Below are 14,895 nucleotides of genomic sequence, written 5' to 3'. Positions count from 1 at the left end.
GCTCAGCCCACCGCGCCCTGGTCGAGGATCTCGGTGACGCGCAGGCCGAAGTCCTCGTCGACGACGACGACCTCGCCGCGGGCGATGAGGCGGCCGTTGACCAGCAGGTCGGCGGGGCTGCCGGCGGCCCGGTCGAGGGCGAGCACGGCGCCGGGGGCCAGCGCGAGGAGGTCGCGCACGGGCATGCGGGTGCGACCGAGCTCGACGGTGACCTCCATCTCCACACCGTGGAGCATCTCGATGCCGCGGCGGCCGTCGGCGATGGAGCGGACGTTGTCGGCCTGGCCGGTGGCGGGCAGGGGACGGCCGGCGACGGGCTGGCCGAAGGGGTCCACCGTGGTGGCCGCCGGGCCGCCGGCCGGTGAGCCCTGGCCCGCCTGGCCGGCCTGGGACGCCTGGGCTGACTGGGCCGCCTGGGCGGCGAGCACGGCGGCCAGGGTGGTGTCGGGCACCAGGAGGGCGGCGACGATGCCGGCGCCGAGCAGCGGCACGGCGGTGAAGCCGCCGCCGCTGGGCCCGGTCAGCTCGGGGACGAGCAGCTCGAGGTCGACCGAGCGGGCGGCCTGGGCGGTGGCGCCCAGCGCGGCGGCAGCGGCGTCGAGCGCCGGCTGCACGGCGGCGCCGAGGTCCAGGCCGCCGAGCGGGCTGGCCTGGAGCGCGGAGACGAGCTCCTCGCCCACGAGCACCGAGATCCGGCCGCCGGCCGGACCGCTGAGGTCGGCGACGGCCGCGCCCGCGAAGACGCCCACGACGTGCTCGGTGCCGGGCTGCGGGTCGCCGGCCGAGAGCGGCTCGCTGGCGGGGAGCACGGTGGCGCAGGCCTCCGCGGCGGCCAAGGCGAGGGCGTCGGCGGGGGAGCCCCCGGCGGGCAGGGTGCTGGTCATCGGTTCTCCTGGGTGTGAGCGGCGCCGGCCGCGACGATGAGGGCGGCCAGACGCGCGCCCTGGGTGCCCGCGGTGGCGTGGGCGAAGGCCTGCTCGTCGACGGTCACGTCGAGCGGGGCCGAGGCCGGGTGGGCCAGGCGCAGCACGTCGCCGGGCCGCAGGTCGGACAGCGTGGCGGGGTCGACCGCGGTGCTGCGGAAGCGGACGGCCACGTCGACCGGCACCTCCTGGAAGGTCTCGTGCAGCAGCGCGGCGGCCTCGGCGCGCTGGGTCCGCTCACGGCTGGAGACGGGCGCGGGCGCGGCGGCCGCGGTGAGGTGCGGGAGCAGCCCGCCGAAGGGCAGGCACAGCGACATCCGGTGCGCGCGCTCGTCGATGCGCAGGTCGAGGCCCACCGAGACCATGACGTCGGCGGCGCCCGCGACCTGGGCGAACTGCGGGCTGTACTCGACGCCGGTCACCTCGGGGTCGAGGGTGACGATGGCGGCCAGGGAGTAGCGCATCTCGGCCAGCAGGCGCTCGACCAGGCCGGCGATCACGCCGCTCTCGATCTCGGTGAGCGGGCGCTGCGGCTGGTCGGCCTGGCCGGGCCCGCCGAGCATGTGGTCGACGCACGACATCACCGCGTTGAGCGGGAGGTCGAGCACCCCGCGGCCCGGCACCGGGTCGAGGGCGAAGAGCGTGAGGTAGGTGGTCGGCGCGAGGCTGTCGACGTACTCGGCGTAGGTGCGCTGGTCGATGCCGGCCAGGCTCACCTGGCACACCGAGCGCAGCGCGGAGGTGAAGACCGTGGTGGCCTGCCGGGCGAAGCCGTCGAAGCCCACCTGGAGGATGCGCAGGTGCTCGCGCGAGAGCTGGATCGGGCGACGGAAGTCGTAGGGCACGGCCGTGGCGGCGCCGTCGCGGCGGCGCGAGCGACCCGTCGGTCCGAGCCGTCGGGGGTCGGCGACCGGGGAGGACGGCAACGCGGTCGGCAGGCTCACGCCCCGCCCATCGGCGGCGCGTGGGAGCACCTGAGGAGAAACGGGTCGACGGACCCCCGGCCGTCGTGGCGACGGCCGTCTGAGGAGGGTGGAGCGGCGGGGCTACTGGGTGACGAACTCGGTGAAGTACACCTCCATCACGTCACCGTGGTACTCCTCCTCCAGCGTGTGGTTGAGCTTCTCCTTCAGCTTCTCGCGGTCCTCGCCCACCGCCAGCTCCTCGACCGTGCGGCCGCTGAAGAGCTCGATCGTGGCGTCGAGGGCCTTGCTGCCGTCGGCCTCGTGGGCGTCGGCGGTGAGCTGCAGCGCGATGCCGACGCGCAGGTAGTGCCCCGACTCGAGGTTGACCTGCACCGGCTCGAGCACGAGCACCTCGCCGGGCTCCGGCGCGGCCTCGGCGCCCGAGGGCTTGAGGACGAACCAGTACGCCGCACCCGCGGCCAGCACCAGCACGAGGGCGATCACGATCAGCTTCTTCTTGCTCTTCTTCGGCTCGGCCGCGGCCGCCTCGGCCGCCGGCAGTGTCGTGGTGGTCATCGGGGGGCTCCCTGGGAGGGGTCGGTCGGGTCGGTGGGATCGGCGGGCAGGCCGTCGGCGCGCACGGCGCCGTCGTCGGTGGACCCGCCGGGGGTCGGGGGCGCGTCCTCCTCGCGAGGCTCGCCCGCCCTGCGCCGGTCACCGCCGGGCGCGCCGTCGCGGGGCAGGGCCCCGGCGGCGTCGGGCAGCAGCTGCGCGACCTCGCGGGGCAGGCGGGTGAGCACGACGATGTCGACGCGCTTGTTGACCGCCTGCGAGCCGGGCTCCGCGGGGTCGACCAGCGGCTTCTCGTGGCCGTAGGCGGCCAGGGAGAGCCGCTCGGCCGGCACCCCGAAGCGCTCGTCGAGGCGACGCAGCACGGTGAGGGCGCGGGCGGCCGAGAGGTCCCAGTCGGTGGCGAAGTACTTCGGCTGCACGTCGACCTGGTTGGTGTGCCCGTCGATCTGCAGCCGGTCGGGGATGGCCAGCAGCACCGGGGCGAGGGTGTCGACGACCTCCTCGCCGCGGGCGGTGAGGGTGGCGAGGTCGGACTCGAAGACGACGTGGCGCGAGACCAGGCTGAGCACCAGGCCGCGCTCGTCGTAGGTGGCCTTGACGTCGTCCTGCAGGCCCTGGGCCCGCAGCGCCCGCTCGAGGCGCTCGCGCACCTCGTCGAGGCGCTCGGCCTCGGACCGGGCCTCCGCGCGGCGGCGGTCCTGCTCGAGGCGCTCGGTCTCGGCGAGCGCCTCCTCGACGACCGCGCGGTCCTTCTCCGACAGGTCGGCCAGCGCCAGCTGCGGGCGCACCGGGGCCACGGCGGCCGAGCCGGGCTGCTCCTGGATCGACGAGGCGCCCTGGAGCACCTGGTCGCTGGCGCCGAAGCCGGCGGCGAGGCCCTCCTTGAGCTCGGCGAACTTCTTCTCGTCGACCTGGCTCATGGCGAACATGACGATGAAGAGCACCATGAGCAGCGTGACCATGTCGGCGTAGGTCACCAGCCACCGCTCGTGGTTCTCGTGCTCCTCGTGCTCCTCGTGGCGCTTGCGTCGGGCCGACACGGCTCAGGCCGCCTGGGCCTGGCCGGGGGCGACGGCCGCGGGCTGCTCGCCGGCGGGCAGCAGCGAGGTGAGCTTGGCGGCGATCACGCGGGGGTTGGAGCCGGCCTGGATGGCGGCGACGCCCTCGATGACGATCTCCATGCGGGCGACCTCGAGCTCGCCGAGGCGCTTGAGCCGGTTGCCGAGGGGGAGGAAGAGCACGTTGGCCGACATGACGCCCCACAGCGTGGCGACGAAGGCCGCGGCGATGAGGTGGCCGAGCTCCTCGGGGCTGGCGAGGTTCTCCAGCACGTGCACGAGGCCCATGACGGTGCCGATGATGCCGATGGTGGGGGCGTAGGCGCCCGCGTCGGCCCAGAACTTCGCCGACTGCTTGTCGGCCTTGCGCTTCGCGGCCACCTCGGCCTCGAGGATGTCGCGGACCTCGTCGGGGTCGGTGCCGTCGATGGCCATCGTGACGCCCTTGACCAGGAAGGGGTCGTCGACGTCCTTGACCATGTCCTCCAGCGCCAGCAGGCCCTCGCGCCGGGCCTTCTCGGCCAGGGAGACGACCGCCGGGACGACGTCGCCGGCGGGCTTGACGTCGCCGCCGGTGAAGGCGCGCTTGAGCGAGGCCACGGCCCCCTTGGCGTCGGCCATGGTGCCGCCGGCCACCGTGACCAGCAGCGTGGTGCCGAACACCAGCAGCATCGGCGGCAGCAGCAGCAGGCTCATCGGGTTGCCGCCCTCGAGCACGTTGGCGGTCACGATGACCACCAGGCCCAGGCCGATGCCGATGGCTGTGGCGGCGTCCTTCATCGGGTGGCTCCCGGTCCGAGCGGCGCGAGCGCCGAGTGGTCGGTGCCCGTGTCCAGCCCCGTGTCCAGCCCCGTGTCGAGCCCCGAGTCGGGCCCTGCCTCGGCGGCGCGCGGCGCGTGGTGGGCCACCACGCTCAGGGCCGGGCGACGCCCGGCGAGCTGCTCGCCGAGGTCGACGTCGAGGGCGGCCCGGGCGCTGCCGAGGGCCTCGGGGGTCTGCTCCCCGATGCGCACGTAGCCGCTGAGGGCGATGAGCTCGGCGCGGTGGTGCCGGATGATCGAGACGACCGCGGTCATGCTCTCCGCGACGACGTACTTGGACCCGTCGACCAGCGTGATGACGGTGTCGGGGGTGGAGTCGATGCGCTCGATCAGGTCGGAGTTCAGGGCGAACACCGAGCCCGAGAGACGGGTCAGCGAGATCATGCGGGGCACCATCCTTAGTGCGGTCGAGCGACAGCCGTCCGTGGCCGTCACGATGTCCATCGGTCGGGGCGGGGCCGACCTGAGGGGTCGGCACGGGATCAGTCCGGTCCTCCCCGCGAGCGCGGCCGGCCGCCCGGGTGGGCGACCGGCCGCCCGGGTGGGCGACCGGCCGCGGGCCGGGGCGACGACGAGCGCGCCGTGCGACGGCGCGGTCGCGTCAGCGCTTGATGTTGACGAGGTCCTCGAGCACCGAGTCGGAGGTGGTGATGACGCGGCTGCTGGCCTGGAAGCCGCGCTGGGCGAGGATCAGGTTGGTGAACTCCGCGGCGAGGTCGACGTTCGACATCTCCAGCGCACCGGCCATCAGGGTGCCGCGGCCGCCCTGGCCGGAGACGCCGAGGTCGGCCGGGCCGGAGTTGGCCGACTCGCGGAAGGCCGTCTCCCCGACGCGCTCGAGGCCCATCGGGTTGTTGAAGTCGGCCAGCGCCAGCTGGGCCATGTCGCGCTGCACGCCGTCGGAGAAGACGCCGCGGAGCTTGCCGTCGCTGCCGAAGGAGTAGGAGGTGAGCTCCACGCCGGCGGGCACCGCCGGGGTCAGGCCGGCGGTGTCGCGGGTGATGTCGACCAGCCCGCCGGTGGGGTCGCCGGCGGCGTCGAGGGCGTAGCCCTGCACGCGGGCGCCCGACGGGGTGACCAGGGTGCCGGACTCGTCGAAGGTGAAGGCGCCGGCGCGGGTGTAGAGCTGCTCGTTGCCGAAGCGCACCACGAACATGCCGTCGCCCTGGATCATCAGGTCGGTCGAGCGGCCGGTCATCTGCGCCGAGCCCTGGCTGAGGTTGCTGGCGGTGCCGGCCACCTGCACGCCGAGGCCGACCTGGATCGGGTTGGTGCCGCCGCGGTTGGCGTTGGCGCCCGAGGCGCCGGTCAGCATCTGGCTGAGGGTGTCGCTGAAGACGGTGGTGCTGGACTTGAAGCCCGTGGTGTTGGCGTTGGCGATGTTGTTGCCGGTGACGTCGAGCATCGTCTGGTTGACGCGCAGGCCGGAGATGCCGGCGAAGAGCGAGCGAAGCATGAGGGGGTCCTCTCGGAGGTGCTGGTCAGGGTCGGGCGGGGGTGGCGGACGTGCTGGCGGAGCTGGTGCCGCTGCCGGCGGCCGTCGGGGCGGAGGCTCCGCCGGCGACGGTGAGGACGTTGACGAGGGGTACGTCGGTGCCGTCGACGTCGAGCACGGGGCCGCTGGCCTCGAACGTGACGCCCTGCACGGTGCCGGTGCCCTCGGTGCCGTCGGCGAGGGTGTAGCTGACCTCGCGCCCGACCAGGCTGCTGGCCCCGAAGGCCATCTGCGCGCCGAGCACGAGCGCGGTCTGGTCGGCGACGTCCTGCATCTTCTCCAGGGCGGTGAACTGCGCCGACTGGGAGAGGAACTCCCCGGTGTCGGCGGGGTTCATCGGGTCCTGGTAGCGCAGCTGCGCCACGAGGAGCTGCAGGAACATGTCCTTGTCGGGCGACGACGCGGACGTGGTCGCCGGCGCGAGCGCCTGCAGTCCACCCCCGGTGACCGCCTCCGTGGCCGAGATCGACACGGGTCCTCCTCACATGCTGACGTCGAGGGCCCGACGGGCCCCTGACGTCTGCGGGTCGGCTGAGCCGGCTCCCAGGGATCCTGGGTGGGCCGGTCTCGTGGTGCCATCCCTGGCGATGTGGTCGGCAGACGTCCGTGCCTGCCGTTCCTGCTGCCGGCTCGCGTCGCCCGAGGGACGCTCTCCGGAGTCGGTGTGGTCGGAGCCCGACCAGGAGCCGGGGGCGTCGCCGCGCGCGTCCTGCGCGCTCGTGCCCCCGGGGGTGGCTGCCGCGGCTGCCGGCGCACCGGCGGCGTCGCGCACGCTCACACGGGTCTCGCCGAGGTGCTCGAGCAGCCGCTGGAGCTCGGGCGCGCCCTGCTGCAGGGCGTCGCGCGCGCCCTCGTGGGCCGCCACCATCCGCACCCGCAGGCCGTGCTCGCCCATGCTCAGCGTCACCCGCACCTCGCCCAGCGTGCCGGGGTCGAGACGCAGGGTGAGGTGCTGGGTGGTGCGCTGCCCCGGGCCGGCCTGGGTCTGCGCGAGCCGCACCACCTCGGGGAAGACCTGGCCGGTCACCTGGCTGGTCACCTGGCGGGTCGGCGGGGCCGGCGTCGTGCCGGCCGGCGCGGCCGCGGCGCCCGTGGCTCCCGCGGCGTCCGGGGCGGTGGCGGGTGACGCGCCGTCGAGCGCCGCGAGGTCCGCCCCTCCCTGTCCCGGCTGCAGGGCCCGGTCGGCGCGGGTGGACACCATGTCCTGCGGTCCGGTCTGCGCCGGGTCCGCGGCCGCGGTCTCCGCCCCGTGCTGCTGGGCCCCGTGCTGCTGCGGCCCGGCGGCGGCGGGCGCCTCGGGGGCGGTGGGGGCGGTGAGCTCGGTGGGGGCGGACCCGTCGGTGCTCGAGCCGATGCTCAAGCCGGTGGTCGTCCCGGCCCCGGCGGTCGCCGCCTGCTGCCCGGTGGCCCCGGGCTGCTGCGGCAGCGGCAGGGCGGCGAGGAGCACCGCGGTGGGGTCGACCACGGCCAGGGTGCCTGCCTGCTCGGCCCCGGCCTCGCCGTCGGTCTCGCCCTCGCTGCCGCTGTCGGGGCCGGCGCCCGTGGCAGGACCTGCCGCGGTGGCGGTCCCGGGCGCACCGGGCCCGCCGCCGTCGTGGTCGGCCATGGCGTCGACGAGGCCGGCGACGAGGGCGGCGAAGCCCCCGCCGGAGGCGGCGCCGTCGACCGCGCCCGCGCCGGCCGGGCCGGGCGTCGTGGCGCTGGTCGGCGTACCGGGGCGGGAGGCGGCGCGGGCCGTGGCGGGCAGGGCGGCGCCCTGGGGCATCACGCTCATGCGGCACGCACCATGGCCATGACCGAGCGCACGTAGTGCTGCGTCTCGGGGTAGGGCGGGATGCCGTCGTAGCGCAGCACCGCGCCGGGGCCGGCGTTGTAGCCGGCGAGGGCCAGGTCGGTGCGCCCGAAGCGGTCGAGCAGGTCGCGCAGCAGCCGGGCGGCGCCGTCGACGGCCTGCGCGGGGTCGAAGGAGTTCGTGACGCCGAGGCCGTCGGCGGTGCCGGGCATGAGCTGCATGAGGCCCTGTGCGCCGGCGGGGCTGACCGCCCTCGGGTCGAAGCCCGACTCCTGGCGGGCCACCGAGGCCAGCAGCACGGGGTCGACGCCGTAGCGTTGGCCCGCGGCGTTGAAGAGGTCGCTGAAGGGGACGCCGCTGACCCGGCTGCTGCCCGCGGCCGCGGGGGCCCCGGCCGCCCCGACGGGGGCGTCGGGCAGGACCCGGCGGATGTAGTCGGGCGTGCTCGGCACGTCGACGATGCGGATGTCGAGGCCGGTGCGCGGTGCCTCGAGCATCTTGCCGCCGCCGAGGTAGATGGCGATGTGGTCGGCGCCGTTGTTGCGGCTGGAGTTGTCCCAGGCGATGAGGTCGCCGGGGCGGGCCTCGGCCATCGAGGCCACCGGCTGCCCGGCGCGGGCCTGGTCGGCCGAGACCCGGGGCAGGTCGACGCCGAACTTGCCGTAGACGTACTGCACCAGCCCCGAGCAGTCCATGCCGCCCGCGGCCGGGCTGCTGCCGCCCCAGACGTAGGGCATGCCGACGTACTTCTTGGCCTCGGCGATGACGTCGGCGGCCAGGGCCGAGCCGCCGCCGGACGACGAGCCGGACCCCGCGGCGCCGGTGGCCGAGGCGCCCGCCGCGGAGGAGGCCGCGCTGAGGCTCGCCGCGAAGGCGCTGCCGCTGCTCTGCGACGGGCCGAGCAGGGCGAGCTGCGACTGGATCTGGGCGATGCGGGAGGTGATCTCGCTGACGCTCACGACGCGGCCCTCCCGGTGGTGGCGGTGCTGGCGGTGCTGGCGGTGCTGGCGGTGCTGGCGGTGCCGGGCTCGCCGGCCTGCGCGGCCTGCTCGGCGCGCAGCCACAGCCGGCCGGCGACCTCGTCGAGCTCGACGGCCTCGCCGCGGGCGGTCTCGGCGGCGCGCTCGTCGGCGCGCCGCTCCAGCAGGCCCTCCACGGCGCCGAGGCGGGCCTTGTCGGCGCGCCACCAGGCGCCGGCGTCCAGGGCCAGGCGGCGGGAGGTGTCGAGGTCGGAGCGGGCCTCGACCGCGGCGTGGCGCAGCGCGGCCAGCGACTGGCGCAGCGCCACGAACTCCGCGAGGTCGCCGGAGACGAAGCCGGCGTGGTCGCGCACGGCCTGCTCGAGCTCGGCCACGCGCAGCTCGTGGGCGCGCTGCTCACGCAGGGCGGTCTGGAGGCCGAGGCGGCTGTCGCGCTCGCGCACGCCGCGCACGCGGGCGACGGCGCGCAGCCCGGGGTCGTGGACGGTGCGGCTCACGGCGCCACCAGCTCCTGGAGTCGGGACCAGGCCTCGGGCAGCGGGGTGCTGTCCTCCATGTCCTGGCGCAGGAAGGCCTCGATGCGGGGCATCCGCGCCAGGGCGGCGTCGGCGTCGGGGTCGGTGCCGGCGACGTAGGCGCCGATCTCCACCAGCTCGCGCACGTCGCGGTGGGCGGCCAGCATGCGGCGCAGGGCCACGGCGTCGGCACGCTGGGCCGGGCCGGTGACGGCGCCGGTGGTGCGCGAGATCGACTCGAGCACGTCGATGCTGGGGAAGTGCCCGGCGGTGGCCAGGCGCCGGGTGAGCACGACGTGGCCGTCGAGGATCGAGCGCGCGGTGTCGCCGATGGGGTCCTGGAGGTCGTCGCCCTCCACCAGCACGGTGTAGAGCCCGGTGATGGAGCCGCCGGGGGCCGTGCCGGCCCGCTCGAGCAGGCGCGGGAGCAGGGCGAAGACGCTGGGCGGGTAGCCGCGGGTGGCGGGCGGCTCGCCGGCCGAGAGCCCGATCTCGCGCTGGGCCATGGCCACGCGGGTCAGGCTGTCCATCATCAGCACGACGTGGCGGCCGGCCTCGCGGAAGGACTCCGCGATGCGGGTGGCGACGAAGGCGGCGCGCAGCCGCTCGACGGGCGGGGCGTCGGAGGTCGCGACGACCACCACCGAGCGGGCCAGGCCCTCGGGGCCGAGGTCGTTCTCGATGAACTCGCGGACCTCGCGGCCGCGCTCGCCGATCAGCGCGATCACCGAGACCTCGGCGTCGGTGCCGCGGGCGATCATCGACAGCAGGCTCGACTTGCCGACCCCGGAGCCGGCCATGATGCCCAGGCGCTGGCCCAGGCCGCAGGGCACCAGCGTGTCCAGGGCGCGTACGCCGAGGCCGAGCTGCCGGTCGATCCGCGGTCGCGAGAGCGCGTCGGGGGCCGCGTGGTCGACGTCGACCAGCGCCAGCCCGGGGAGGGTGTCGAGCGCCGGCCCGCCGTCGACGGGGCGGCCGAGGCCGTCGAGCACCCGCCCGCGCAGGGCGTCGCCGACGCGCACCCGCAGCGGCCCGCCGGTGTGGTGCACCGGCGCACCGACCTCGATGCCGGCGGTGCGGCCCAGCGGCAGGCAGACCAGCCCCTCGGTGGAGCTGGCGGCCACCTCGACCAGCACGGGCGCACGGTCGGCGGGGCGCACCTCGAGCAGGTCGCCCACGGCGCCGCGCAGGCCGACCACGCGCAGGTGCAGGCCCACGGTCTCGCTGACCCGGCCCAGCCGCAGCGGTGCGGCGGCGCGCAGGGCCCCGGCGCGGCCGCGGTCGAGGCGCTCGCGCAGCGACGTGGCGCCGGCGGGCGGCGCGACGGGGTGCGCGACGGGGGAGGTCGTGACGGCGCTCATCGCAGGGCCTCCGCGACGCGCTGGAGGGCGGCGCCGACGCGCAGGTCGACGACCTGCTCGGCGGTCTCGACGACGGCGTCGTCGCGCTCGAGCCCGGCGTCGGGCACGACGGTGAGCTGCTGGCCGGCCGGGCCGGCCAGGCCGGCGAGGTCGGCGGCCACGGTGCTGGCGGCGACCTCGGGGTGCAGGCGCACGGTGACCGGCACGCCGGAGGGCAGCACGACCAGCGCGCGCCGCACGACGTCGGCGGCGGGGTCGGGGGAGGTGCGCAGCTCGTGGCCGACCAGCTCCCGGGTCAGCTCGCGGGCCAGGCGCAGGGCCTGCTCCTCGAGCTCGGCGGCCACCGTGGCGCCCGTGCGCTGCAGGGCGCTCGCGGCGCGCTCGAGCCCGGCGAGCGCGGCGCGGTGCTCGGCCTCGCGGCGGGTCTCGGCGGCCACGCGCTCCTGCTCGGCCCGCGCGGCGACGGCGGCGGCCTCGGCGGCCGCCTCGCGGCGCCCCTCGGCCCAGCCAATGGCGTAGCCCTGGGCGCGGGCGGCGGTGCGGGTGCTCTCGGCCAGCCCGGCCAGCGCCTGCTCGGTGACCAGGTCGCCGAGCACGCTGCTCCCGCCGAGGCGGGTCCAGGAGCCGTCACGCAGCTCGGGGGTGGCCGCGACCGTGGCGGCCTCGGCGGGGGCCCCGCGCAGCAGGGCCTCAGTCGACGAACTCAACGTCGCCCCCTCGCCGCACCATGATCTCGCCGCGCTCCTCGAGCTGGCGGATCGTGCGGATGACGCCCTGCTGCGCCTCCTCGACCTGCGTCAGGCGCACCGGGCCGAGCAGCTCGATCTCCTCGACCAGGCCCTCGGCGGCACGGCTGGAGAGGTTGCGGGTGATCTTGTCGCGCACGGCGTCGGCGACGCCCTTGAGCGCGAGCGCCAGCTGGGCGGTGTCGACCTGGCGCAGCACCTGCTGCACGGAGCGGTCGTCGAGGTGCACGACGTCCTCGAACATGAACATCCGGCTCTTGACCTCGTCGGCCAGCGCGGCGTCGAGCACCTCGAGGCCCTCGACGATCTGGCGCTCGGTGGAGCGGTCGGAGGCGTTGATGATGTTGACCAGCGGGTCGAGGCCGCCGACGCGCGACATGTCGGTGGGCTGCAGCATCGAGGAGAGCTTGCGCTCCAGGGTGGCCTCGACGGCCCGGACGATGTCGGGGGAGGTGCGGTCCATCACCGCGATGCGGTGGGCGACCTGGGCCTGCTGCTCCGGGGGCAGCCCCGAGAGCAGCAGCGAGGCCTTGTCGGCGGTCATGTGGGCCAGCACCAGGGCGATGACCTGCGGGTGCTCGTCGACGATGAAGGAGCGCAGCTGCGCGGGGTCGGCCTGGTGCAGGAACTGGAAGGGCATCTGCACCGCGGCGGCGTGGAGCCGCTCGATGATCTGCGCCGCGCGCTCGGAGCCCATCGACTGCTCGAGCACCTGCTGGGCGAAGGCCAGGCCCCCGCGGCTGATGTGCTCGCGGGCGGTCATGGTGTCGCGGAACTCCACCAGGACGGCCTCCGACTCGGCCGCGGAGATCGAGTCGAGCCGGGCGATCTCGGCGGTGATGGCCTCGACCTCGTGCTCCTCGAGGTGGCTGAGCACGGTCGCCGCGCGGGTCTTGCCCATCTGCACGAGCAGCACGGCGGCCTTGCGGGCCCCCACGCCGGCCAGGGTGCTGGCCAGTGCGCCGCCCATCAGCCGCGCTCCGTCAGCCAGCCGCGCAGCAGCGCGGCGACGTCCTCGGGCTGGCGCTCGATGAGCGCGTTGAGCTCGTCACGCATGTCGTTCTCCTCGCTGCGCTCGGACTCCTCCAGCGCCAGGGCGGCGGGCACGGGCTCGGTGAGCTGGCGTGCGGCGGACTGCTCGCGCAGCTGCTCCACGACGTAGGTCGTGGCCTGCTCGCGCTGCTTGGCGCGCTTGCGGCCCTTGAGCACGGCCAGCAGCAGCACCAGGGCGACCAGCAGGGCCAGGCCGACCTTGCGGATCAGGTCGTTGCGCGCGGCGCTGGCGTCGGCGGCGGCGGCGGCCTCCAGCTCGGCGGCGGCTGCCTCCTCGGCGGTGCGGTCGAAGGGCATGGTCACCACGCGCACCGAGTCGCCGGCGGCCTGGTCGAGACCGACCGCGTCCTCGACGAGGCCGCGCACGTCGGCGGTGGAGATCGCCTGGGTGCTGTTGGTGTCCAGCACGACGCCGACGTGCATCGACTCCACCGAGCCCGGGGTGGACTCGACGTGCTCGACGGTGCTGCCGACGGCACGGTCGGTGGTCGTGACCTCCTTCTCGTACGACGAGTCCGCCGAGCCGCCCGTGGCTCCGGTGTCCATCTGCCCGTCGGGGCCGACCACACCCTCCGCGCCGCCGGTGGGCGAGCCCGGTCCGGCGTAGGTCTCGGTGCTGGTGGAGGAGGACGTCGCGGGGTTGTCCTCCTCCGGGGTGAAGGTGGTGGTCTGGGTGGTGCGCTTGTCGAAGTCGAGGTCGACGGCGACCTGCACGGTGGAGTTGCCGGGGCCCACGACGCGGTCGAGGGTGGCCTGGATGTCCTGGCGCAGCTCCTCCTGGCGGGCCTCGATCTCCTGGTTGCGGGTCGTGGCGTCGACGCCGGTGCCGTCGGCGCCCGAGAGCAGGCCCTCGGTGTCGCTCACGGTCACGTCGGCGGGGTCGAGGCCCTCCACGCTGGAGGCGACCAGGTGCACGATGGCCTGCACCTGCTGGGCACCCAGGCGGGTGCCGGCGCCGGTCTCGACGAGCACGGAGGCGGTGGGCGGGTCCTGCTCGTCGGCGAAGACGTCCTTGGCCGGCATGGCCAGGTGGACCACGGCGGTGTCGACCTCGTCGATGCCCTCGATGGTGGCCGAGAGCTCGCCCTCCATGGCCCGCTTGTAGTCGGTCTGCTCCTGGAACTCCGAGGTCGACAGGCCGTTGTCGTCGAGGATGGAGTAGCCGCCGTCGCTCTCGGAGGGCAGGCCCTCGCCGGAGAGGTCGATGCGGGCCTTGTAGACCGCGTCGCGCGGCACCATGACCGTCGCGCCGCCGTCGGCGAGCTCGTAGGGCACACCCTGCGAGTCGAGCTGCTCCACCACGGCCGAGGCGTCGCTGGCCGAGAGGTCGGAGTAGAGGGGCGAGTAGGTCGGGGCCGAGGCCCAGCGGAAGACCAGGAAGCCGCCCAGCAGCAGGGCCAGGGTGCCGACGATCGCGACGACCTTCTGGCCCGCGGTGAAGCCGGCGAACGACTGGCGCCAACCGCCCAGCGTCCGGGTGATCGTGTCCTTCATCCGACCTGCATCCGCATGATCTCGGTGAAGGCCTCGACGGCCTTGTTGCGCACGGCCACGGTGACCTGCGTGGTGACCTGGGCCTGCGTGGCCGCGATCGTGTAGTCGTGGAGGTTCTCCAGCTGCCCGGTGGCGGCCTGCACGGCCATGCCGTCGGCGGTGCGCTGGGTGGCGTCGAGGCGGTCGAGGCCGTCGACGACCATGCGGCCGAAGTCGCTGCCGGCACCGCCCGCGGCCGAGGTGCCGGTGGGGGCGGGCGCGGCGCTGGGGGCGACCGTGGGGGCGACGTACGGCGTGAAGCCGGCGGCGCCGAGGGACTCGATCCCGCTGACGCTCATCAACGGCTCCCGATGCCGATGGCGGTGGAGTAGGTGTCCTGGGCGAACTTGGTGACCTGCGCCGAGGCCTGGAAGCCGCGCTGGGCCATGATCAGCTCGCTCATCTGGGCGCTCATGTCCATGGCGGGGGCGCGCACGTAGCCCTCGGCGTCCGCCAGCGGGTGGTCGGGGTCGTGCACGAGCATCCCCTCGGGGTCGCTGAGGGCGATGCCGGTGACGTCGACGCCGCCGTCCTGCCGGGCGCCGGCCATGACCAGCTGCGCCTGGAAGGCGGTCTGGTCGGTGGAGACCACCGTGTTGGCGTTGGCGATGTTGGAGGCCAGCGCGTCGAGCCACGTCTGGTGCATGCCCAGGCCGGAGCCGGCGATGCGCAGCACGTCGAAGGCGCCCATCAGGCACCTGCCGCGGTGCGCACGAGCTCGAAGCGGTCGGTGACCGCACGGGCGACCATCTGGTACTGGAACTGCGACTGCATCGCGGCCAGCGTCTCCTTGCGCAGGTCGACGTTGTTGCCGTTGGCGCCCACCGGGGTGTCGGTGGCGACCATCGACGGCACGGCGCCCGCCAGGCGTCCGGTGATCGCCGCGTCGGCGTCGGCACCGCCGCCGGCCCCGGAGATGGCGGCGGCCAGCGTGCTCTCGAAGTCGACGGAGGTGGCCCGGAAGTCGGGGGTGTCGACGTTGGCGAGGTTGTCGGCGATGGTGCGCTGGCGCAGGGCCAGGCCGTCGAGGGCGAAGCCCAGCACCGACGACACGGAGTCGACGGAGGCGTAGGACGGTACGGACACGGTGAACCTCCCGCTGTGAGGCGAGTCAGTGCCGGTCCGTCGGCGAGGGCGAGC

Annotated in this window: 18 protein-coding genes; all 18 read right to left on the bottom strand. The window is 75.2% G+C overall.

Annotation, left to right across the window (positions count from 1 at the left end):
- Nucleotides 1-2: 2 nt before the first annotated feature.
- Nucleotides 3-884: a flagellar motor switch protein FliN gene (gene fliN / locus ASF47_RS14455; protein WP_056864747.1), complete on the bottom strand. Its 882-nt coding sequence runs from the start codon at nt 882-884 to the stop codon at nt 3-5.
- Nucleotides 881-1,867: a flagellar motor switch protein FliM gene (locus ASF47_RS14450; protein ID WP_056864746.1), complete on the bottom strand. Its 987-nt coding sequence runs from the start codon at nt 1,865-1,867 to the stop codon at nt 881-883. Before ASF47_RS14450 ends, fliN begins: the two co-directional genes overlap by 4 nt.
- A gap of 102 nt (nt 1,868-1,969) precedes the next feature.
- Nucleotides 1,970-2,404 (bottom strand): flagellar basal body-associated FliL family protein, encoded by a 435-nt coding sequence (locus tag ASF47_RS14445; RefSeq protein ID WP_056864745.1) that lies wholly within the window; start codon nt 2,402-2,404, stop codon nt 1,970-1,972.
- Complete coding sequence (locus tag ASF47_RS14440) at nt 2,401-3,441, bottom strand: OmpA/MotB family protein (RefSeq protein WP_056864744.1); 1,041 nt, start codon at nt 3,439-3,441, stop codon at nt 2,401-2,403. Before ASF47_RS14440 ends, ASF47_RS14445 begins: the two co-directional genes overlap by 4 nt.
- A 3-nt stretch (nt 3,442-3,444) precedes the next feature.
- Nucleotides 3,445-4,239, bottom strand: a complete 795-nt coding sequence (locus ASF47_RS14435) for a motility protein A (protein WP_056864743.1) — start codon at nt 4,237-4,239, stop codon at nt 3,445-3,447.
- Nucleotides 4,236-4,664 (bottom strand): flagellar FlbD family protein, encoded by a 429-nt coding sequence (locus tag ASF47_RS20730; RefSeq protein WP_082500366.1) that lies wholly within the window; start codon nt 4,662-4,664, stop codon nt 4,236-4,238. Before ASF47_RS20730 ends, ASF47_RS14435 begins: the two co-directional genes overlap by 4 nt.
- A 217-nt stretch (nt 4,665-4,881) precedes the next feature.
- Nucleotides 4,882-5,736, bottom strand: a complete 855-nt coding sequence (locus tag ASF47_RS22105) for a flagellar hook-basal body complex protein (protein WP_056864742.1) — start codon at nt 5,734-5,736, stop codon at nt 4,882-4,884.
- 25 nt (nt 5,737-5,761) lie between these two features.
- Entirely contained in the window at nt 5,762-6,247 is a 486-nt protein-coding gene (locus tag ASF47_RS14420) for a flagellar hook capping FlgD N-terminal domain-containing protein (protein ID WP_056864741.1), read from the bottom strand.
- A gap of 9 nt (nt 6,248-6,256) precedes the next feature.
- A complete protein-coding gene (locus ASF47_RS14415; protein WP_082500365.1) occupies nt 6,257-7,549 on the bottom strand; it encodes a flagellar hook-length control protein FliK in 1,293 nt (430 codons plus the stop codon).
- Nucleotides 7,546-8,526, bottom strand: coding sequence for a transglycosylase SLT domain-containing protein (locus ASF47_RS14410; RefSeq protein ID WP_235558765.1), 981 nt, complete (start codon nt 8,524-8,526; stop codon nt 7,546-7,548). The genes ASF47_RS14415 and ASF47_RS14410 overlap by 4 nt, the downstream gene beginning before the upstream one ends.
- On the bottom strand, nt 8,523-9,044 hold the full coding sequence (locus ASF47_RS14405) for a flagellar FliJ family protein (protein ID WP_056864739.1): 522 nt from the start codon (nt 9,042-9,044) through the stop codon (nt 8,523-8,525). The genes ASF47_RS14410 and ASF47_RS14405 overlap by 4 nt, the downstream gene beginning before the upstream one ends.
- Nucleotides 9,041-10,423, bottom strand: a complete 1,383-nt coding sequence (locus ASF47_RS14400; RefSeq protein ID WP_082500363.1) for a FliI/YscN family ATPase — start codon at nt 10,421-10,423, stop codon at nt 9,041-9,043. The genes ASF47_RS14405 and ASF47_RS14400 overlap by 4 nt, the downstream gene beginning before the upstream one ends.
- A complete protein-coding gene (locus ASF47_RS14395; RefSeq protein WP_056864738.1) occupies nt 10,420-11,130 on the bottom strand; it encodes a FliH/SctL family protein in 711 nt (236 codons plus the stop codon). The genes ASF47_RS14400 and ASF47_RS14395 overlap by 4 nt, the downstream gene beginning before the upstream one ends.
- Nucleotides 11,114-12,139: a flagellar motor switch protein FliG gene (gene fliG, locus ASF47_RS14390; protein ID WP_056864737.1), complete on the bottom strand. Its 1,026-nt coding sequence runs from the start codon at nt 12,137-12,139 to the stop codon at nt 11,114-11,116. Before fliG ends, ASF47_RS14395 begins: the two co-directional genes overlap by 17 nt.
- Nucleotides 12,139-13,716, bottom strand: coding sequence for a flagellar basal-body MS-ring/collar protein FliF (gene fliF, locus ASF47_RS14385; protein WP_056864736.1), 1,578 nt, complete (start codon nt 13,714-13,716; stop codon nt 12,139-12,141). The genes fliG and fliF overlap by 1 nt, the downstream gene beginning before the upstream one ends.
- Nucleotides 13,713-14,054 carry a flagellar hook-basal body complex protein FliE gene (gene fliE / locus ASF47_RS14380; RefSeq protein WP_056864735.1) on the bottom strand — a complete coding sequence of 114 codons (342 nt, stop codon included), beginning with the start codon at nt 14,052-14,054 and terminating at the stop codon, nt 13,713-13,715. Before fliE ends, fliF begins: the two co-directional genes overlap by 4 nt.
- Complete coding sequence (locus tag ASF47_RS14375; RefSeq protein ID WP_056864734.1) at nt 14,054-14,446, bottom strand: flagellar basal body rod protein FlgC; 393 nt, start codon at nt 14,444-14,446, stop codon at nt 14,054-14,056. The genes fliE and ASF47_RS14375 overlap by 1 nt, the downstream gene beginning before the upstream one ends.
- Nucleotides 14,446-14,841: a flagellar basal body rod protein FlgB gene (flgB, locus tag ASF47_RS14370; protein ID WP_056864733.1), complete on the bottom strand. Its 396-nt coding sequence runs from the start codon at nt 14,839-14,841 to the stop codon at nt 14,446-14,448. Before flgB ends, ASF47_RS14375 begins: the two co-directional genes overlap by 1 nt.
- Nucleotides 14,842-14,895 lie beyond the last annotated feature (54 nt).

Origin of the sequence: Nocardioides sp. Leaf285 (genome assembly GCF_001422955.1) — a bacterium.
GTDB classification, from domain to species: Bacteria; Actinomycetota; Actinomycetes; order Propionibacteriales; family Nocardioidaceae; genus Nocardioides; species Nocardioides kribbensis.
This window is presented reverse-complemented; position numbering and strand designations above follow the sequence as displayed.